Genomic DNA, 18,974 nt, shown 5'->3' on the forward strand with positions numbered 1-18,974 from the left:
AGTCCGCTGTCCTTCTCGTCCGCTAGCCCTGCTAGTCCGGCCCACTGTCCCGCTTGGCCTGGCGTGAATCCAGCGCCAGGAAATGGTGCACCACGGGCTTGTCCGGCCCGATATGAAAGCGCTGCGCTTCGCCTTGCAGGTCGGCATCGGCTTGCGACACGCGCTGGTGCTGGCGCAGATGCTCGGCCCAGGACTCCACCAAGAACCATTCCTGCACGCGCTCGGGCTGGCCCGTGTGTTCGGCCACGCCCCAGGCATAGGCCCCGTCACGCCGACGCTCTTGGGCCACCGCCTGAAGCGCCTGCAAGAACGCGGGGCGGTCCTCGACGCGAATGCGGTATTCGATCTGCACCATGACCGGGCCACGATCATGTTCGACGGGCGTGTCCAGCAGCGGCTCGGGCCAGTGGTTGGACGGATCCAGATTCGCCTCGCCCTGCGGCAGGCGCAGGCGATGCAGGACCAGGCCCGCGACCAGCAAGCCGGCGGCGCCAGCCAGCAAAGTGGCGGGTACGCCGATTTCCTGCGCCAGCAAGCCCCAGCCCAGGCTGCCGGCCGCCATCGCGCCGTTGAACACCATCAGGTAGATCGCCAAGCCACGGCCACGCACCCAGTTCGGCAGAATGGCCTGCGCCACGCCGTTGAAGGTGGTCAACGCCACAATCCAGCCCATGCCCAAGAGCAGCAACAGCAATACGGCGGCCCATTGTGGCGGCGCGAAGGACAGCGCCGCCATCACCACGGCAGCGGCCACGGCGGCGGCCAGCACCAGGCCGTCGGCGTTCAGGCGCTGGCGTAGCTTGGGAAGGACCACCGCGCCCAGAATTGCGCCTACGCCCACGGCGCCCAGCAACACGCCATAAAAGCCCGCGCCGCCACCCAGCATGCGGCGCGCCACCAGCGGCAGCAAGGCCCAGACCGAACTGGCGAAGATGAAGAACACCGCCGCGCGCAACAGCACCACATGCAGCTCGCGGCTGGCGCGGGCGTAGCGCACGCCGGCACGGAAGGCGCCGAAGAACTGCTCGGACAAGCCATCGTCCACTTTCTTGGGCCGCTTCCACCAGATCAACGCCGCAATCACGAACACATAGCTCAGCACGTCCGCGCCATAGGCGGCGGCCGCACCAAACGCGGCCAGCAGCAGCCCGCCCACGGCCGGCCCCAAGGCGCGCGCGATATTCACGCCCAACGAATTCAGGCCCACGGCGGTTTTCAGTTCGGCCTTGGGCACGAGTTCAGGCACGATGGCCTGCCAGGTCGGCCCCATCAGCGCCGTGCCCACGCCGCCCAGGAAGGTCAGCGCGATCAGCGTTTCGACGGTCAGCGTGTTGGTCTTGGCCATGACCAGCAAGGTCAAGCTGACGCAGCCCAGCAGCACCTGGATCGCGATCAGGAAACGCCGCCGGTCCAGGATGTCGGACAGCACGCCCGCCGGAATGGCCAACAGGAATACCGGCAAGGTGGCCGCCGTTTGCATCATGGCCACGGCGGCCGGGTTGCTGGACAGGTCGGTCACAAGCCAGGCACTGGCCACGTCTCGCATGAAGCTGCCGATATTGCCCAGGATGGTGGCGCCCCACAGCACGGCGAACAGCGTGTGCTTCAAGGGCGCCATGCCGCCCACGGCGGCGGGCGGGGTGATGCGTTCAGGTCCGGCCATGCAGGCGCTCCGTCAAGTCATGCCAGGCGACCAGGACGAACGCCCCGGCCAGCCCCAAGTGTTCATAGAACGCGTTCATTGCCATGAAGCGCGCGTCGGCGGGGGCTTCCCAATAGCGGTTGGCCATCAAGGCCGCCACGGCGGTGAAGAGCGCCAACGCCAGCGCGCCCAGCCAGCGCAGGCGGCCGGACAGTATCAGCGCGCTGGCGCCGAGTTCCAGCGCAATGACGGCGCCAGCCATGAGCGCGGTGGGATGCAGGCCGAAATGCGCCATCTCGGCCTGCGCACCCGCAAAATCCAGCAGCTTGACCAGCCCGCCCTGGATATACGCGCCGCATAGCGCCAGCAGGGCCAGCCAGCGTACCGTCTTGGAGAGCAGCGGACGTCGCGACGCAGGCGGGTGCGCCACGGAAGCTTGCACGCTCATACCGCCCAGCACGCGCAGCCCAGCGCGCCCCAGAAGCCCTTCAGGTCGGACACGGGCAGCTTGCTGGCCCAGGCGCCTGCGTGCTGGTGTCCGTGTACGTTGCAGTCGTTCAGGCAGGCGCAGGCGGCGGCCGCTTCGCGCAGCGTGGTCTGCAAGGGCTTGCCTTCGCTATCGCCCCAGGCGCCATAGCCGCCGAACAAGCGCGTTGGCGACCAGTCCGGCATGGCGGGCGGCGGGGCGGCTTCATCATGGGCCGAGAATTCGCCCGCGCCCCAGACCACCTTGCCGCCCACCACGGTCAGCAGGCTGCTGGTGTCGGCGATGTCGGATTCCGGGCACGCAAAGAAATCGCGATCGGGCACGACCAGGTCAGCCAGTTGGCCGACCGCGATGCGGCCTTTCTTGCCCTGTTCGTTCGAGAACCACGTGACGTTTTCCGTCCACATGCGCAGGGCGGCATCGCGGTCCAGGCAATTGCGTTGCGGCGTCAGGCGCAGGCCGCCGACCGTCTTGCCGGTGATCAGCCACGACAGCGATACCCAGGGGTTGTAGGACGCCACGCGCGTGGCGTCGGTGCCGGCCGACACGTTGACGCCTTTCTCCAGCATGCGCTTGACCGGCGGGGTGGCTTCGGCCGCGCCCGCGCCATAGCGTTCGACGAAGTATTCGCCCTGATACGCCATGCGGTGCTGCACGGCCACGCCGCCGCCCAGCGCGGCGATGCGGTCGATGGATTTTTCGGAAATGGTTTCGGCGTGGTCGAAGAACCAGTTCAGGCCGGCCAGCGGCACGTCCTGGTTGACGCGTTCAAACACGTCCAGCGCGCGGCTGATGGTTTCGTCATAGGTAGCGTGCATGCGCCACGGCCAACGGTTCTGCGCCAGGATGCGCACCACTTCTTCCAGTTCGCCTTCCATCTCGGGTCCCATCTCGGGACGCGGCTGGCGGAAGTCTTCGAAGTCGGCGGCCGAGAACACCAGCATTTCACCCGCGCCGTTGTGGCGGAAATAGTCGGTTCCTTGCTTGTATTGCGACGTGGCGGTCCAGTTCAGGAAGTCTTCCTTTTCCTGCTTGGGCTTTTGCGTGAACAGGTTGTAGGCCAGGCGGATGGTCAGCTGATTGGCATCCGCCAATTGCTGGATCACCTGATAGTCCTCGGGGTAGTTCTGGAAACCGCCGCCCGCGTCGATGGCGCCGGTGACGCCCAGGCGGTTCAGTTCGCGCATGAAGTGGCGCGTGGAATTCACCTGGTATTCCAGCGGCAGCTTGGGACCCTTGGCCAGGGTGGCGTACAGGATCGACGCATTCGGCTTGGCCAGCAGCAGGCCCGTGGGGTTGCCAGCCGAGTCACGCACGATTTCGCCGCCGGGCGGGGCGGGCGTGGTCTTGTCGTAACCCACGGCGCGCAAGGCGGCGGCGTTGAGCAGGGCGCGGTCGTACAGGTGCAGGATGAACACGGGCGTATCGGGCGCCACGGCGTTCAGTTCCTCGATGGTGGGCAGGCGTTTTTCTGCGAACTGGTGTTCGGTGAATCCGCCCACCACGCGCACCCACTGCGGGGCGGGGGTGATGGCGACCTGGCGGCGCAGCATGGCCATGGCGTCGGCCAGGCTGCGCACGCCGTCCCAGCGCAGTTCCATGTTGTAGTTCAGCCCGCCACGGATGATGTGCAGGTGGTTGTCGATCAGGCCGGGCAGCACGCCACGGCCGTTCAAGGCAATCACCTTGGTGGCGGGGCCGGCCAGCGGCAGGATGTCGGCGGCGGCGCCCACGCGGGTGAAGCGGCCGTCATGGATGGCCACGGCGTCGGCCATGGGCTTGGCCGGGTCCAGCGTGGTGAAGCGCCCTTGGTGCAGGATCAGGTCGGGGGCTTGGGTGTCAACCATGGCGCTTGTCTCCACAGGCTTCGGCGCGTGTTTCAGGGGGGGAAGTCTTGGGGCAGCTAGGCAGTTCACCGAACATATGCGGCTTGACCTGCTCGTGCAACCACGATGTGCGCGTGGCCGGCTCGGCCATCAAGCGCTTGACCAGCGGGGGAATCTGCTCCCCCGCCAGGATGCCCAGCAGGCCTACCAGGGCAATCACCGGGGGCGCGGGCGAGCGTACGTTGAACAGCGCATAGATCACGCCGACCAGCAGGCCAAGCGCCAGCGATACCAGGTAGACCTTCATGGGCGGGCTCCTATCAGGCTTCGTGGGCGTTGAACATGGACTTGGCGTAGATGATGCCCAGGCCATAGGCGCCGCCGAACTGCTTGGCGATGCCGGTGGTCATCTCATAGCTGTCGGTGCGTGCCCAGTCACGCTGCATTTCCAGCAGGTACTGCAAGGCGGTGATCGGCTGGCCGCCGGCTTGCACGATGCGTTCGACAGCGCGGTTATGGGCTTCCAGCGACACGTCGCCGCAAGCGTCGGTAATGACGTAAACCTCAAAGCCCTGGTCCAGCGCCGACAGGGCCGGGCCGACGATGCACACGCTGGTCCACAGGCCGGCCAGCACAATGCGCTTCTTGCCGATGGCGTTGACCTGCTTGATGACGGCTTCGTCTTCCCAGGTGTTCATGGACGTGCGGTCCAGCAGCGCCTGGCCCGGGAACGGGGCGGTGACTTCGGTGAACATCGGACCGGAAAAGCTCTTTTCGGCAACCGTGGTCAGGATGGTGGACGCGCCGAAGCCCGCGGCGGCGTGAGCAACCAGGCCGGCGTTGTTGCGCAGCGTGATGGCATCGATGGAGTGCGTGGCGAACGCCATCTGCGACTGGAAGTCGATCATGATGAGCGTGTGGTCCTTGGGGGACAGCAGCTTGGCGCCGGGCTTGGCGTAGGCGGTGATGGACATGGTGAGGCTCCTTGGGATGCCGTTGGCGAAAATCCGAAAAATCCGAAAAATTTGGATCACGCCCGCACTGTGCCTGTCCCCGCTATCGGTGTATTGAACGATTGTCAGCCGCTTTGAAGAATGGGATGGTGGCTGCCGGGCAAGGGGCAGGCCGGCAGGTTGACGAGCGATGGGCCACAAGAGGGCATATCCAGGCGCATCCGACGCACCGCGTTGGTGCGTCGCCGGGGCGTGAGGTCGGCTGGCGACATCGCGTCGCAATGCCGTAACCCGGCGCGGGCAAGCTGGCTGCCTGGCACGCATGTTGCTTGTGTTTTCAGATGGCGTTGCCGAATCGATGTGTGGAGACTTTCATGAAGCATCTCATCAAGCACGTGACCCGCTACCGCTATCCCGCACCGGTCAACTACAGCATCCAGACCCTGCGGCTGACGCCCCGGCGCGACGACCATCAGCATGCGCTGCGCTGGCAGATCCAGACGCCGGGCGAGATCCAGCCGCAGGTGGACGCCTACGGCAACGTGACGCATACCTTGACGCTGCACCGCACCCATAGCGAAATCGAGATCCATGCGGTGGGCCAGGTAGACATCCACCCGCTTGCGCAAGGCCACGTGGGCGATGAAGACGAACGCCTGCCGGTGTACATCTACGGCGTGCCCACGGCCTTGACGCAGTGCGACGATACCGTCCGCGATTTTTGCCGCCGCGTGGTGCCCCGGGGGCTGCATACGCCGCAAGACGTGCTGACCCTGGCGGGGGCGATCCGCGAACGTGTCGTCTACCAACCCGGCTTGGCCAGCGCGCCCATGACGGCGCCCGAAACGCTCGCGGCCCGGCGCGGCGGCAGCCACGACCAAACCCATCTGCTGCTGGCCTGCGTGCGCGCGTTTGGCACACCAGGCCGCTTTGTCAGCGGGTATTGGCACGAGGCGGGCGACGACGCGGCCAGCCATGGCTGGGCCGACGTCTGGCTGGCCGGGCACGGCTGGGTCAGCGTGGACGTCAGCCATGCCACCTTCGCGTCCGACGGCCATTGCCGTCTGGCCGTGGCGCGCGACTACGAGTCGGCCTCGCCCGTGCGCTGGCTGCATGGGGTGGCGGCCACGCTGTCGATGAATGTATCGGTCCAAGTACAGACCAGCCATTGACGAATGGCGTACCCTGCACGGATGGCGTGACATTCCCAAGCATCGCGTGACCCCCCAAGAATTTCGGCAGTGCAGTCGACCCGGAGAAGGCTTTGACTATCCACGTAGCGCTCAAGCACGTCACGCAATACAACTATGACCGCCTGGTCAGCCTGTCGGCGCAGGTGCTGCGGCTACGGCCCGCGCCGCACAGCCGCACGCCGATCCTGTCGTACTCGCTGACGGTGGAACCGGCCGAGCACTTCCTGAACTGGCAGCAGGACCCGTTCGCCAACTATCTGGCGCGCCTGAATTTCCCGGGCAAGACGCGCGAATTCAAGATCACTGTAGACCTGGTCGCCGAGATGGCGGTCTACAACCCGTTCGATTTCTTCCTGGAACCCGACGCCGAGGAATTCCCCTTCACCTATGACGAGGTGTTGGCCCGCGAGCTGGCGCCGTACCGCGTCTGCGACGAAGCCACGCCGCTGTTCGCGGAATTCCTGTCGCGGGTGGACGTGCGCGAGCAGCGCACGGTGGACTTTCTGGTGGCCTTGAACCAGCAGGTACACAAGGAAATCAGCTACCTGATCCGCATGGAGCCCGGCGTGCAGACGCCGGAAGAAACGCTGGCGCGCTGCGCCGGGTCATGCCGCGATTCCGGCTGGCTGCTGGTGCAGGCCTTGCGCCACCTGGGGCTGGCGGCACGCTTTGTGTCGGGTTACCTGATCCAGCTCAAGCCTGACGTGCGCGCGCTGGACGGCCCCAGCGGCGCGCAAACCGACTTTACCGATCTGCATGCCTGGTGCGAGGTCTATCTGCCCGGCGCTGGCTGGATTGGCCTGGACCCTACGTCCGGCCTGTTGGCGGGCGAAGGCCATATTCCGCTGGCGGCCACGCCCGAGCCGGGCAGCGCGGCGCCGGTGACGGGCGCGGTGGACAAGGCCGAGGTGGAATTCGCGCACACCATGTCGGTCACGCGCGTGTTTGAATCGCCGCGCGTCACCAAGCCATACACCGACGAGCAATGGCACGACATCCTGGACCTGGGCGACAAGATCGACGACCACCTGGACCACATGGACGTGCGCCTGACGATGGGCGGTGAACCCACGTTCGTGTCGGTTTCCGACCGCGACGGCGCCGAATGGAATACCGCCGCGCTTGGCCCCACCAAGCGCGGCTTTGCCTTGGAACTGCTGAACCGCCTGCGCACCCGCTACGGCGGCAACGGCTTTGTGCATGCCGGGCAGGGCAAGTGGTATCCGGGCGAGCAATTGCCGCGCTGGGCCTTGTCGATCTTCTGGCGCGCCGACGGCGAGCCCTGCTGGGGCGACCCGGCGCTGTTCGCCGACGAGCGTCAGCGCAGCAGCTACACCGTGGCGGACGCGCAGCGTTTCATCACGCGCCTCACCGAGCGCCTGGAAGTGGATGCGCGCCACATCGTGCCGGGCTACGAAGACGTTTTCTACTACCTGTGGCGCGAACGCCGCTTGCCCGCCAACGTAGACCCCTTTGATTCGCGGCTGGACGACGAAATGGAGCGCGCGCGCCTGCGCCGCGTGTTCGAACAGAAGCTGGACAGCGTGGTCGGTTACGCCTTGCCTATCCAGCCGGGCGAGGGCGGGCCGTGGGTGTCCGGCCCCTGGTTCCTGCGCGATGAGCGCATGTATCTGTTCCCCGGCGATTCGCCGATGGGCCTGCGCTTGCCGCTGGACTCGCTGCCCTGGGCGGCCGAGGCCGACGCGCCCGTGGTGGCGGATCGGGATCCGTTCGACGCGCGGCGTTCATTGCCTGGGCCGGCCCAGTTGCTGGCGCAAAACCCGCGCGCCACGGCGGGGGTGGGCTCGGGACCCGCGTCGGGATCGGGCACAGGGCCGGGGGTAGGACCAGGGACAGGATCGGGGGTAGGACCGGGGGTAGGTCCAAAGGCAGGACCCGGGGCAGGCCCAAACGCGGACGCCGCCCGAGCTCCCGCCAAGTTTGAATCGGCCTCGTGGCTGGCGCGCACCGCCATGTGCGTGGAGCCGCGCAATGGCCTGCTTTTTGTCTTCATGCCGCCGCTGCCGCGCCTGGAAGACTATCTGGCGCTGGTGGCGCAGGTGGAAGCCACCGCGCGTGAGCTGAAGGTGAAGATCGTGATGGAAGGCTATCCGCCGCCGCGCGACCCGCGCCTGAAGGTGTTGCAGGTGACGCCCGACCCCGGCGTCATCGAAGTCAACATCCACCCGGCCAGCAACTGGGCCGACCTGGTGGACCACACCGAATTCCTGTACGAGGCCGCATTCGAGACACGGCTGTCCACCGAAAAGTTCATGGCCGACGGGCGCCATACCGGCACGGGCGGCGGCAACCACTTCGTGCTGGGCGGCGCCACGCCGGCCGACAGCCCGTTCCTGCGCCGCCCCGACGTGCTGGCCAGCCTGTTGGCGTACTGGGTGAATCATCCGTCCTTGTCGTACCTGTTCTCGGGCTTGTTCATCGGCCCCACCAGCCAGGCGCCGCGTATCGACGAAGCGCGCAACGACCAGGTGTATGAGCTTGAACTGGCGTTTCAGGAAATCCATCGACGCTGCGCGGAGCAGGGCGCCCAGGTGCCGCCCTGGATGATCGACCGGGCGCTGCGCAACATCTTGGTGGACGTCACGGGCAATACGCACCGCTCGGAATTCTGCATCGACAAGCTGTATTCCCCCGACAGCGCCACCGGCCGCCTGGGTCTGCTGGAACTCCGCGCCTTTGAAATGCCGCCGCACGCGCGCATGAGCCTGGCGCAGCAACTGCTGTTGCGCGGTTTGATTGCCCATTTCTGGAAGACGCCGTACACCGCGCGCCTGACGCGCTGGGGCACCGAACTGCATGATCGTTTCCTGCTACCGACCTTCGTGAAGATGGACTTCGAGGACGTGCTGGCTGACCTGAACGAAGCCGGCTACGCCTTTGACACCGCCTGGTTCGCCCCGCATTTTGAGTTCCGCTTTCCGCTGTTCGGCGACGTGGCCGCGCGCGGCATCCACCTGGAACTGCGCGGCGCGCTGGAACCCTGGCACGTGATGGGCGAGGAAGGCTCGTCGGCGGGCACGGTGCGCTACGTGGATTCGTCGTTGGAGCGGGTGGAAATCCGGGTATCGGGGTTGAACGACAACCGCTATGTTGTGACGGTCAATGGTCGCGCGCTGCCTTTGCAACCGACGGGGCGCGTGGGCGAATACGTGGCGGGCGTGCGCTACAAGGCATGGGCGCCGCCTTCAGCGCTGCATCCCACCATTCCGGTGCACGTACCGCTGACGGTGGATATTGTGGACACCTGGAACCAGCGTTCCCTGGGGGGGTGCCGATACCATGTGGCGCATCCGGGCGGGCTGAACCCGGAAACGTTCCCGATCAACGCCTACGAGGCCGAGAGCCGGCGCCTGGCCCGCTTTGAGAAAATAGGGCACACGCCGGGGCGCATGGACGTGGCGCCTGCCCAGGTCAGCCGCGAATTTCCGTTCTCGTTGGATTTAAGGCACGATTGACCCCTTCTGGATGTTTAACCCCGGCGTACCGTTCGCCCCTACCGGTCGCCCCTATCCGCCATGCCGCAATTTCTTTTTCAGACCGATCCGTCGCAGGATGTCGCATCCCTGGCGGTTCATGCGGCGCTGCCCGCACGGCCGGGCCACTATGACGAACTGCGCGCACCGGCAGAGGCGTCGGGTGCCGTTGCGTCGGGCGCCGTCGCGTCGGGCGCCGCTGCGTCGGGCGCCACCCGCCTGCGCGAACCCTGGCCCCGTTTCTTTGAGCTTTTAGGCACCAGCGGCTTTGCCGACCTGGACAGGCGCGTGGACGTGGTGGCCCGGCAGATCCGCGAAAACGGCATCACCTATAACATCTACGCCGACGCCACCGGGTCGGCGCGGCCCTGGTCGCTGGACCTGCTGCCCTTTGTCATCAACGACGCCGACTGGTCGGCAATCGAGCAAGGGCTGTGCCAGCGCGCCACCTTGCTGAACCGCGTGCTGGGCGACGTCTACGGGCCGCAAACCCTGCTGGCCGACAAGCTGATTCCGCCCGCGCTGGTGTTCGGCCATCCCGGTTACCTGCGCCCCTTGCGCGGCTATCAGCCGCCGGGGGGCACCTATCTGCACATTGCCGCTTTTGACCTGGCGCGCGCTACTGACGGCGGCTGGTGGGTGGTGTCGCAACGCACGCAGGCGCCGTCCGGGCTGGGCTACCTGCTGGAAAACCGCCTGACCATTTCCGGCATGTTCCCCGAGGCCTTCAAGGAACTGCGGGTGCAGCACCTGGCGACCAGCTATCGCCGGTTGATGGACATGCTGTACAAGCTCAGCCCGGGCGGGGCGTTGTCGCAAGCCTTGCCGCATACGCCACCGCGCATCGTGCTGCTGACGCCCGGCCCCTACAACGAAACCTATTTCGAACAGACCTATCTGGCGCGCTACCTGGGGATCACGCTGGTGGAAGGCGGCGACCTGGTCGTGCGCGACCAGATGCTGTACCTGAAAACGCTGCACGGCCTGGAGCGCGTGCATGCCGTGTTGCGCCGGCTGGATGACGACTTCTGCGACCCGCTTGAACTGCGTTCGGACTCCACGCTGGGCGTGCCCGGCCTGCTGCAAGTCATGCGCGCGGGCAATGTACTGGTGGCGAATTCGCTGGGCACGAGCTTTCTGGAATCGCCCGCCATCAACGGCTTCTTGCCCGCCATCAGCCGCCACCTGTTCGACGCCGACCTGCTGCTGCCGTCGCTGCCGTCGTGGTGGTGCGGCGAGGCCGCCGCGCGCGAAGAGGTGCTGGCCAATCTGCCTGGCACGGTGGTCAAGTCTACTTATCCGAGCAATATGCGGGGCGGCTTCGAACCCGTGATCGGGGGCGCCGTGCCCCCGTCCGAACATGCCGCGCTGCAAGCCCGCATCGCCGACAACCCCGACGCCTACACCATCCAGCAATACCTGCCGCTGTCGCAAGCGCCTAGTTGGTCCGCCGGCCGCATCGTGCCGCGCGCGGCCATGCTGCGCGTGTTCGTCATCGCGGACGGCGAGGGCGGTTGGAACGTGCTGCCGGGCGGGCTGACGCGTATCGCCAGCCGCGAACAGCAGATCGTGTCCATGCAACGCGGCGGCAGCAGCATGGATACCTGGGTTACCACGCGGGGGGCGGTGGATACGTTTTCGATGCTGCCCGTGCAATTGCAGCCCGAAGACATCGTGGCGGCAAGCCGCCCCGTGTCCAGCCGCGCCGCCGAAAACCTGTTCTGGATGGGCCGCTACACCGAACGCACCGAGAACGACGTGCGCCTGGCCACGGTGGCGCTCACGTGGTTGAACAGCGACGAAGACAACGCCGGCGAACTCTTTGCCGCGGTCGATGCCCTGTGCCAGCGCAGCGGCCTGATGCCGGCCGCGCCGACCTTGTCGGTACGCATGTTTGAAGCCACGCTGGTGGCCGAGCTGGCGGGCGGCCCGGCGCAAGGCGGCGTGGCGCGAAACCTGGGCGCGCTGGCGTTCGCCGCCGGCCAGATCCGCGACCGCTTGTCGCCCGAGCACTGGCGGCTGGTCGTCACGGCGCATGAAGGTTTCATGCGCATGGCGTCTGGCGGCAAGGGTGGCGAGCCCGGGGTGCCGGAAGCTTTGTTGGAATCGTCGGCGGGGTCTCTGCCAGGATCTGAGTCGGGGTCTCAGCCGGGATCTCAGCCGGACCCGCTGCCGATGTCCGCCCCGGATGTGCTGCGTGGTTTGAAGAGCCTGGCCATGCAGCTTTCGGCCATCACCGGCTCGCAAACCGACCGCATGACGCGCGACGACGGCTGGCGCCTCTTGACGATCGGCCGGCAGATTGAACGCCTGTCCGCCATGGCCGGTTTGCTGGGCGCCTTGTTCCGCCGTAACGCGGTGCTGGGCGACAGCGGTTTCAACATGCTGCTGGACCTGTTCGACAGCAAGATCACCTACCGCGCCTATTACCCGGGCCGCCAGGAAGTACCGGCGCTGCTGAACCTGCTGGTGCAAGAGCCGGCAAACCCACGATCGCTGGCCTGTGTGCTGAACGTGCTGCGCAAAGAGGTGGCGCGCCTGCCCGACACCGTGGCCGGCCCAGCCGCGGACCTGGTCCGCCTGTTGCCGGAAAACGGCGTGGGTGCGTCACTGGCGGACTTGTGCCGGCAAAGCCAGAACCAGACTCAGAGCCAGGGCATGGGCCAGAGCCAGAGCCAGACCCAGACCCAACAAAGCCAAACCCAAACCCAAACCCAAACCCAAGGCCAATACGCCGACGTGCTGGCGCTGTCCGCGCAACTCGAGGATGCCGCCAGTGCGCTGTCCAACGCCATCAGCCTGCGCTATTTCAGCCACGCAGCCGGTCATGACCAAACGCTTTCCGCGTAATTCACCGGCCCCGCACCCATGAATTTCCCGACTTCCGACCTTGCTGTGCCCGCCGCCTTGGGGGTGACCCTGGGCGTGGACCACGAAACCGCCTACCGCTACGCGGCGCCCGTGGAGCTGGCGCATCACCTGGGCTATTTGCGGCCCTTGCACGACGCCTGCCAGGTGGTCGACGCTTACACGCTAAGCGTCACGCCCACGCCGCCCAGCATCACCGAGACCGTGGACGGCTTTGGCAACACGCGCTGCCTCTTCGCCCTGTACGCGCCGCATGACGCGCTGACCGTGCGCGCCACCAGCCGCGTGACGGTGTACCCGCGCTTTGGCGCGCTGGACCCCTCGGCCGGCTTGCCGTGGGAAGACGCGGCACGGCGCTTGCGGTATGACCCCGCCTTGCCCTACGCGCCGGAAGTGGAATTCAGCTTTCCTTCCACCTATGTGCCCTTGCACGCGGAGCTTCGGGCATACGCCTTGCTGTCGTTCACCCCGGGGCGGCCCGTGGCCGAAGCCGCGCTGGACTTGATGCACCGCATCCATGCGGATTTCAGTTACCAGCCGGCGCATACGCAGGTGTCCACGCCCATCCTTGATGTCTTTCACGAGCGCGTCGGGGTGTGCCAGGATTTTGCGCATCTGATGATCGGCTGTCTGCGCGCCATCGGCTTACCGGCGCGCTATGTCAGCGGGTATCTGATGTCGCAACCGCCACCCGGCCAGCCGCGCCTGATCGGGGCCGATGCCTCGCATGCGTGGGTGTCGGTGCATTGCGCGGGGCTGGACGTCAATGGCGGCTGGATCGACCTGGACCCCACCAACGACGTGGTGCCCGGCACGGCGCATGTGGTGTTGGCCTATGGCCGCGATTACGCCGACGTGACGCCCCTGCGCGGTGTCATCCGGGGCGGCGGCCATGAATTGGATGTGCGCGTGACCGTCGCGCCCATAGACGAATTTCCGACTGGACTGGATGCATGACCTATTTCTTCGACGCGATCCACCGCCAACTGCGCGCCCCCAAACGCCAGCGCGTGCGGCATGCGCGCGCGAAGGCCTTTCAATGCGTTTGCGGCCAGCCCATTTTTTTCAGCAACACGGAATGCCTGAACTGCCATCGCCAACTGGGCTTTGACCCCAAGCGCGGGCACGTGGTGGCGCTGGACGTGGAACCGGCCAGCGGCGTCCTGCGCGAATCGGGCAAGGTACGTGGCAGGACTTACAAACGCTGTGCCAATTTCTCCATGCCGGCCTTGTGCAACTGGCTGCTGCCCGCCCAATCGGCCGACACGCTGTGCCTGTCCTGTAGCTTGAACCACACCATTCCCGACCTGTCGGTGCCGGAAAACGGCCCGCTATGGTGCAAGGTGGAAGCGGCAAAGCGCCAGATGATTGCGCAGGTGCTGATGCTGGGCCTGCCGCTGCGGCGCTCGGAAACGCCCGATGACGGTGGCCTGGCGTTCGACCTGCTGGCGCCCGAGGCCGACGGCGCGCCCTTGCTGACGGGGCACGCGCACGGGCTGATCACCATCAACATCAAGGAAGCCGACGACGCCTACCGCGTAAAGGTGCGCGAAGACATGCGCGAGCCGTACCGCACGCTACTCGGCCATTTCCGCCACGAGATCGGCCATTACTACTGGGACCAGCGCATTGCCGGCGGCCCCTGGCTGGAACCGTTTCGCCAGGTGTTCGGCGACGAACAGGCCGACTACGCCCAGGCGCTGCAACGCAACTACGAACAAGGCCCCCCGGCCGACTGGGCGCTGCACTACATCAGCACCTACGCGTCCTGCCACCCCTGGGAAGACTGGGCCGAAACCTGGGCCCACTACCTGCACATGATGGACACGCTGGACACCGCCATCAGCTTCGGCATCACGCGCACGGCGGTCGAGCAGTCCTACGACCCCTTTACCAAGGACGCGCTGTACGACCCGGACGACCCGGAAGGACAGGCGTTCCTGGACCTGGTCAACGCCTGGGTCGCCTTGACCGGCGTGCTGAACGAACTGGCCCGCAGCATGGGGCAACGGGATTTCTATCCGTTCGTGCTGCCGGCGCAGGTGATCGGGAAGTTGCAGTTTGTGCATCGGGTGGTGAAGGGGGCGTAGCGCGCTGAAACAGCGGGAGAATGAACCGGCAAAATAACCGGCAAGAAATTTCGTACAATCACCGAATTAATTAAATATATTGCTTATTTATCAATGTGATATATGCAATATTAATCGGCAAAATAACCGGCAAAAAAACCGGAAAATGCTCGGACCAAATGTACGATTCTCCGCATCAATTCTTGCCCCTCCAGCCCGCCGAAGCCGCATCCGCGCGGCTGCTGGAACGCGCTCGCGCGATCGTTCACCAATCGGTAGAACTCGGGGCACAGGCGCATCCCGCCACGCGCGACGCCTTGCGCGATCTGCTGCGCAGCATGAATTCCTACTACAGCAACCGGATCGAAGGCCAAAGCACCACGCCACGCAACATCGAAGCCGCCTTGCATCAGGAATTTTCAGACCGGCCCGAGGTGGCGCAATTGCAGCGCATTGCGGTGGCGCATATCCAGGCCGAAAAGGCCATGTCTCGTCTGGCCGATACCCAAGGCGCGCTGGGCGCTGACTTTGCGACCGCCGCGCATGGCGCCTTGTACAGCCATCTGGACGCCCGCGACCGAACTACCCAAGACGGCTACGTGGTGCAGCCGGCCGCGTTGCGCACCATCGATGTCACGGTAGGCCGCCATCATCCTCCCGCGTGGCAATCATTGCCGCGCTTCATGGAGGCCTACACCCAGCACTATGACCGCCCCAGGCCCGCCGACGCGCAGTTGATCGCCATTGCCTGCGCGCACCATCGCATGGCGTGGATGCATCCGTTTGCCGATGGCAATGGCCGCGCGTCGCGCTTACAGACCCATGCCGCGATGCTGCCGATCACGCAGGGGCTTTGGTCGGTCAATCGTGGCCTGGCGCGCGGCGTGAACGACTACTACGGCTATCTGGCGTGCGCGGACGCGCCGCGCCAAGGCGACCTGGATGGCCGGGGCAACCTGAGCGAGAAGGGCCTGGTCCAGTGGGTTGAGTATTTTCTGGGCGTGTGTGAAGACCAGGTGGCCTACATGACGCGCACGCTGGCCCTGGATTCGATGAAGGCAAAAATCCACGCCGCCGTGCAGGTGGAAGCCGCGCACGGCCGCTTGCGGGCAGAGGCGGCCTTACCCATCTACTTTTTGTTTGCCGCGGGCCCCGTCAGCCGAGGCGAATTCATTCAGATGACGGGGCTGGGCGAACGCACCGGGCGATCGTTGTTGGCGGCGGCATTGAAAAGTGGATTGGTGGCATCCGATACCCCGCGCGGCCCCGTGCGCTTTGCCTTCCCCCTGGATGCATTGCCTGTGCTGCTGCCATCGCTGTACGGAGGGGTGGACGATGTTCAGGGATGAAGGGTGGATGATTGGCATAGAAGAAGCCAAGCTCAACGTGCTCCGCGACGCCGCCGACAAGGGATGGGCTGACATCGCCGCAGGGCGCTTTACCGATGTCACAGACGATCAACTCGAAAGTTTCATCGAACAGCTTGGGGCGCAGGCTGCCGCCAGGGTAAACATGAGGAAGTAATGTGGGTCTATCGGCTGTCCAATCGGCCGAGTGCTGCACGATGTGATGGACCTGGCGCAGCACCTGGATTCTCGAAGATCGTGGTCTTAGCTTGCCCTTGGGCAGAATCACCCACCAGCTTGGCGGCGATTCTGCCCAAGGGCCTGGGCCATGACGCGATCACACGGTCAAGCTGATCCAGGTCGTCTTCAAGTCCGAGTATTTCTCCAGCGCGTGCAATGACTTGTCGCGACCGGAGCCCGATTGCTTCACGCCGCCGAACGGCACCGTGATGTCGCCATCGGCATAGCAATTCACCCACACCAGCCCTGCGCGCAAGCGGCGCGACAAGCGATGCGCGCGTGACAGGTTGGCCGTCCACAGGCCGGCGCCCAGGCCGTACACCGAATCGTTGGCCAACTGGATGGCTTCGTCTTCGGTGCTGAAGCGCTGGGCGGCCAGTACCGGTCCGAAGATTTCTTCGCGTACCAGGGCGGAATCCTGGTGGGCGCAATCGAAGATGGTGGGTTCGATGTAGTAGCCGCCCGACGCGCTGCGGGCTTGCTTGCCGCCGATGCGCAAGGTGGCGCCTTCGGATTGGCCGGCGGCGATGCGGGCCAGCACGCCTTGCATCTGGCGTTCGTCCACCATGGCGCCCATGGCGGTGGCGGGGTCCAACGGGTCGCCGGGTTGCAGCGTGGCGGCGCAGGCGGCCACTTTTTCCATGAAGGCGTCGTAGATGCCGTCCTGCACGTACAGGCGCGAGCCCGCGATGCAGACTTCGCCCTGGTTCGAGAAGATGGCCAGCGCGGCGGCTTGCGCGGCGCGGTCCAGGTCGGGGCAGTCGTCAAACACGATGTGGGGCGACTTGCCGCCGCATTCCAGCCACACGCGCTTCAGGTTGGATTCGCCGGAATAGGTCATGAAGCGCTTGCCCGTGGCGGTTGAACCCGTGAAGGCCACGCAGTCCACATCCGGGTGACGGCCCAGCGCCTGGCCCGCCACCGCGCCCAGGCCGGGCACCACGCTGAAGACGCCCGGGGGGATGCCGGCTTCTTCGGCCAGCGCCGCCAGCCGGATGGCCGACAGCGACGCCTGCTCGGCCGGTTTCAAGATGACGCTGTTGCCCGAGGCCAGGGCGGGCGCCACTTTCCAGGCCGCCATCATCAGCGGGTAGTTCCACGGCACTACCGCCGCCACCACCCCCAGCGCTTCGCGGGTGATGGTAGCCAGCGCGTCGGGGCCGGTGGGGGCGATTTCGTCGTAGATCTTGTCGATGGCTTCGGCGTACCAGGCGTAGCAGCGGGCCGTTTCCGGTACGTCAAAGGCCAGCGCGTCGCGGATGGGCTTGCCCATGTCCAGCGTTTCCAGCAGGGCGAGTTCTTCGGTGTGCTGGTCGATCAGGGCGGCCAGGCGCAGCAGGCGTTCCTTGCGTTGGCGCGGCGCCAGTTGGCTCCATACGCCGGCTTCGAAGGCGCGGCGGGCGGCGGCCACGGCGCGGTCCACATCGGCCTGGCCGCAGGCGGCCACGTCGGCCAGCTTGCGGCCGTCGATGGGGCTGGATGCCGCGAACGTGGCGCCGTCGGCGGCGTCGCAGTAGGCGCCGTCGATATAGGCCTTGCCGTTGAAGTTCAAGGCGGCGGCGCGGCCTTGCCAATAAGCGTGATCGTGTTGGCTCATGCTGGGTCTCCGGTGTGGTTGGCGCGGGCGACCATGGCGTCCAGCAGCACGTTGCAGCCGGCTTCCAGGTCAGCGGGTTTGGCGTCTTCGATTTCGTTGTGGCTCACGCCGTCCTTGCAGGGCACGAAGATCATGGCGGTGGGCGTGACGCTGGCCATGTAGACGGCGTCGTGGCCGGCGCCGGTGACGATGTCCATGGCGGCCAGGCCGCGCCGCGTGGCGCCGTCGCGCACCTTGGCGACCAGGTCCGGGTCGAACGGGGTGGGCGGGAAATACTGCACCTGCTTCACGTCCACGGTGACGCCGTGGCGTTCGGCCACGTCGGTGCAGGCGGCCAGCCAGCGCGCGTCCATCTGCGTCAGCGTGGCTTCATCTTCATGACGCAGGTCCACCGTGAAACGGACCTGGCCGGGGATGACGTTGCGCGAACCGGGGTGCGCGTGGATTTCGCCGACCGTGCCGCGTCCGTGCGGCTGGTTGTCGTTGGCGATGCCGATCACCGCCTGCAACAGGAAGGTGGCGGCGTAGAGCGCGTCGCGGCGGATGGGCATGGGCGTGGGGCCGGCATGCATTTCCATGCCGGTGATGACCACGTCGTACCAGCGCACGCCCAAGGAACCCGTCACCACGCCAACCACTTTTTCTTCGTGCTCAAGAATCGGGCCTTGCTCGATGTGCGCCTCGAAGTACGCACCCACCGGGCGTCCGCCGACCGCATCCGGGCCGGCGTAGCCGATGGCGGCCAGCTCGTCGGCCACCGACTTGCCGTCGTGGTCGCGCGCGTTCAGCGCGACTTCCAGCGGGAACTTGCCGGCGAATACGCCCGAGCCCATCATCACCGGCAGAAAGCGCGAGCCTTCTTCGTTCGTCCAGATGGCCACTTCCAGCGGCGCTTCGGTGACGACGCCATGGTCGTTCAGGCTGCGCATGACTTCCAGCCCCGCCAGCACCCCGTAGCAGCCGTCGAACTTGCCGCCGGTGGGCTGGGTGTCGATGTGGCTGCCCGTCATGACGGGCGGCAGGTCGTTATTGCGGCCCGCGCGGCGGGCAAAGATATTGCCCACCTGGTCCACACGCAGCGTCATGCCGGCGTCGCGCATCCAGCCGGTGACCAGATCGCGGCCCTGGCCGTCCAGCGCGGTCAGCGCCAGCCGGCAGTTGCCGCCCTTGGGCGTGGCGCCGATCTGCGCCAGGTCCATCAGCGACTGCCACAGCCGCTGTCCGTTGATTGAAATCGTGCTTGTCATGGAGTCAGGTCC

14 protein-coding genes are annotated in these 18,974 nt (G+C 66.2%); 7 read left to right on the forward strand and 7 right to left on the reverse strand.

The features are described from left to right. Positions 1-31 precede the first annotated feature (31 nt). The 5 genes from CVS48_RS18165 to CVS48_RS18185 are packed head-to-tail and all read right to left on the reverse strand — an operon-like array spanning position 32 to position 4,929. A complete protein-coding gene (locus tag CVS48_RS18165; RefSeq protein ID WP_419191437.1) occupies positions 32-1,663 on the reverse strand; it encodes an MFS transporter in 1,632 nt (543 codons plus the stop codon). Continuing rightward, positions 1,650-2,090 (reverse strand): DoxX family protein, encoded by a 441-nt coding sequence (locus CVS48_RS18170; RefSeq protein ID WP_172616228.1) that lies wholly within the window; start codon positions 2,088-2,090, stop codon positions 1,650-1,652. Before CVS48_RS18170 ends, CVS48_RS18165 begins: the two co-directional genes overlap by 14 nt. Beyond that, the gene (locus CVS48_RS18175; RefSeq protein WP_100855647.1) at positions 2,087-3,976 is read right to left on the reverse strand and encodes an amidohydrolase; all 1,890 of its coding nucleotides are present in this window, start codon (positions 3,974-3,976) and stop codon (positions 2,087-2,089) included. Before CVS48_RS18175 ends, CVS48_RS18170 begins: the two co-directional genes overlap by 4 nt. Beyond that, a complete protein-coding gene (locus tag CVS48_RS18180; protein WP_100855648.1) occupies positions 3,969-4,262 on the reverse strand; it encodes a XapX domain-containing protein in 294 nt (97 codons plus the stop codon). The genes CVS48_RS18175 and CVS48_RS18180 overlap by 8 nt, the downstream gene beginning before the upstream one ends. Before the next feature lie 13 nt (positions 4,263-4,275). Continuing rightward, positions 4,276-4,929 carry a hydrolase gene (locus CVS48_RS18185; protein WP_100855649.1) on the reverse strand — a complete coding sequence of 218 codons (654 nt, stop codon included), beginning with the start codon at positions 4,927-4,929 and terminating at the stop codon, positions 4,276-4,278. A gap of 353 nt (positions 4,930-5,282) precedes the next feature. Between CVS48_RS18185 and CVS48_RS18190 the strand changes: the two genes are divergently transcribed. From CVS48_RS18190 to CVS48_RS18220, 7 genes are all read left to right on the forward strand, one after another. Further along, on the forward strand, positions 5,283-6,080 hold the full coding sequence (locus CVS48_RS18190; RefSeq protein WP_100855650.1) for a transglutaminase family protein: 798 nt from the start codon (positions 5,283-5,285) through the stop codon (positions 6,078-6,080). Positions 6,081-6,172: 92 nt separating this feature from the next. Next, on the forward strand, positions 6,173-9,577 hold the full coding sequence (locus CVS48_RS18195; protein ID WP_100855651.1) for a transglutaminase family protein: 3,405 nt from the start codon (positions 6,173-6,175) through the stop codon (positions 9,575-9,577). 60 nt (positions 9,578-9,637) lie between these two features. Next, on the forward strand, positions 9,638-12,445 hold the full coding sequence (locus tag CVS48_RS18200) for a circularly permuted type 2 ATP-grasp protein (protein ID WP_100855652.1): 2,808 nt from the start codon (positions 9,638-9,640) through the stop codon (positions 12,443-12,445). Between the two features lie 18 nt (positions 12,446-12,463). Continuing rightward, positions 12,464-13,420 carry a transglutaminase family protein gene (locus tag CVS48_RS18205; RefSeq protein ID WP_100855653.1) on the forward strand — a complete coding sequence of 319 codons (957 nt, stop codon included), beginning with the start codon at positions 12,464-12,466 and terminating at the stop codon, positions 13,418-13,420. Beyond that, entirely contained in the window at positions 13,417-14,553 is a 1,137-nt protein-coding gene (locus CVS48_RS18210) for a zinc-binding metallopeptidase family protein (protein ID WP_100855654.1), read from the forward strand. The genes CVS48_RS18205 and CVS48_RS18210 overlap by 4 nt, the downstream gene beginning before the upstream one ends. Before the next feature lie 182 nt (positions 14,554-14,735). After that, entirely contained in the window at positions 14,736-15,881 is a 1,146-nt protein-coding gene (locus CVS48_RS18215; RefSeq protein WP_242001237.1) for a Fic family protein, read from the forward strand. A gap of 7 nt (positions 15,882-15,888) precedes the next feature. Then, positions 15,889-16,056 carry a hypothetical protein gene (locus CVS48_RS18220; RefSeq protein ID WP_164741255.1) on the forward strand — a complete coding sequence of 56 codons (168 nt, stop codon included), beginning with the start codon at positions 15,889-15,891 and terminating at the stop codon, positions 16,054-16,056. Positions 16,057-16,215: 159 nt separating this feature from the next. On the opposite strand, the gene CVS48_RS18225 is transcribed toward CVS48_RS18220, so the two are convergent. Further along, positions 16,216-17,715: an aldehyde dehydrogenase gene (locus tag CVS48_RS18225; protein ID WP_100855657.1), complete on the reverse strand. Its 1,500-nt coding sequence runs from the start codon at positions 17,713-17,715 to the stop codon at positions 16,216-16,218. Next, positions 17,712-18,962, reverse strand: a complete 1,251-nt coding sequence (locus tag CVS48_RS18230) for a Zn-dependent hydrolase (RefSeq protein WP_100855658.1) — start codon at positions 18,960-18,962, stop codon at positions 17,712-17,714. Before CVS48_RS18230 ends, CVS48_RS18225 begins: the two co-directional genes overlap by 4 nt. Between the last annotated feature and the right edge of the window lie 12 nt (positions 18,963-18,974).

The sequence above is a fragment of the Achromobacter spanius genome (assembly GCF_002812705.1).
Classification (GTDB): Bacteria; Pseudomonadota; Gammaproteobacteria; order Burkholderiales; family Burkholderiaceae_B; genus Achromobacter; species Achromobacter spanius.

What these genes read in the sequence shown, in the direction of transcription:
- CVS48_RS18165 (WP_419191437.1), bottom strand. Translation starts at nt 1,663, where the DNA reads ATGGCCGGACCTGAACGCATCACCCCGCCCGCCGCCGTGGGCGGCATG.
- CVS48_RS18170 (WP_172616228.1), bottom strand. Translation starts at nt 2,090, where the DNA reads ATGAGCGTGCAAGCTTCCGTGGCGCACCCGCCTGCGTCGCGACGTCCG.
- CVS48_RS18175 (WP_100855647.1), bottom strand. Translation starts at nt 3,976, where the DNA reads ATGGTTGACACCCAAGCCCCCGACCTGATCCTGCACCAAGGGCGCTTC.
- CVS48_RS18180 (WP_100855648.1), bottom strand. Translation starts at nt 4,262, where the DNA reads ATGAAGGTCTACCTGGTATCGCTGGCGCTTGGCCTGCTGGTCGGCGTG.
- CVS48_RS18185 (WP_100855649.1), bottom strand. Translation starts at nt 4,929, where the DNA reads ATGTCCATCACCGCCTACGCCAAGCCCGGCGCCAAGCTGCTGTCCCCC.
- CVS48_RS18190 (WP_100855650.1), top strand. Translation starts at nt 5,283, where the DNA reads ATGAAGCATCTCATCAAGCACGTGACCCGCTACCGCTATCCCGCACCG.
- CVS48_RS18200 (WP_100855652.1), top strand. Translation starts at nt 9,638, where the DNA reads ATGCCGCAATTTCTTTTTCAGACCGATCCGTCGCAGGATGTCGCATCC.
- CVS48_RS18205 (WP_100855653.1), top strand. Translation starts at nt 12,464, where the DNA reads ATGAATTTCCCGACTTCCGACCTTGCTGTGCCCGCCGCCTTGGGGGTG.
- CVS48_RS18210 (WP_100855654.1), top strand. Translation starts at nt 13,417, where the DNA reads ATGACCTATTTCTTCGACGCGATCCACCGCCAACTGCGCGCCCCCAAA.
- CVS48_RS18220 (WP_164741255.1), top strand. Translation starts at nt 15,889, where the DNA reads ATGATTGGCATAGAAGAAGCCAAGCTCAACGTGCTCCGCGACGCCGCC.
- CVS48_RS18225 (WP_100855657.1), bottom strand. Translation starts at nt 17,715, where the DNA reads ATGAGCCAACACGATCACGCTTATTGGCAAGGCCGCGCCGCCGCCTTG.
- CVS48_RS18230 (WP_100855658.1), bottom strand. Translation starts at nt 18,962, where the DNA reads ATGACAAGCACGATTTCAATCAACGGACAGCGGCTGTGGCAGTCGCTG.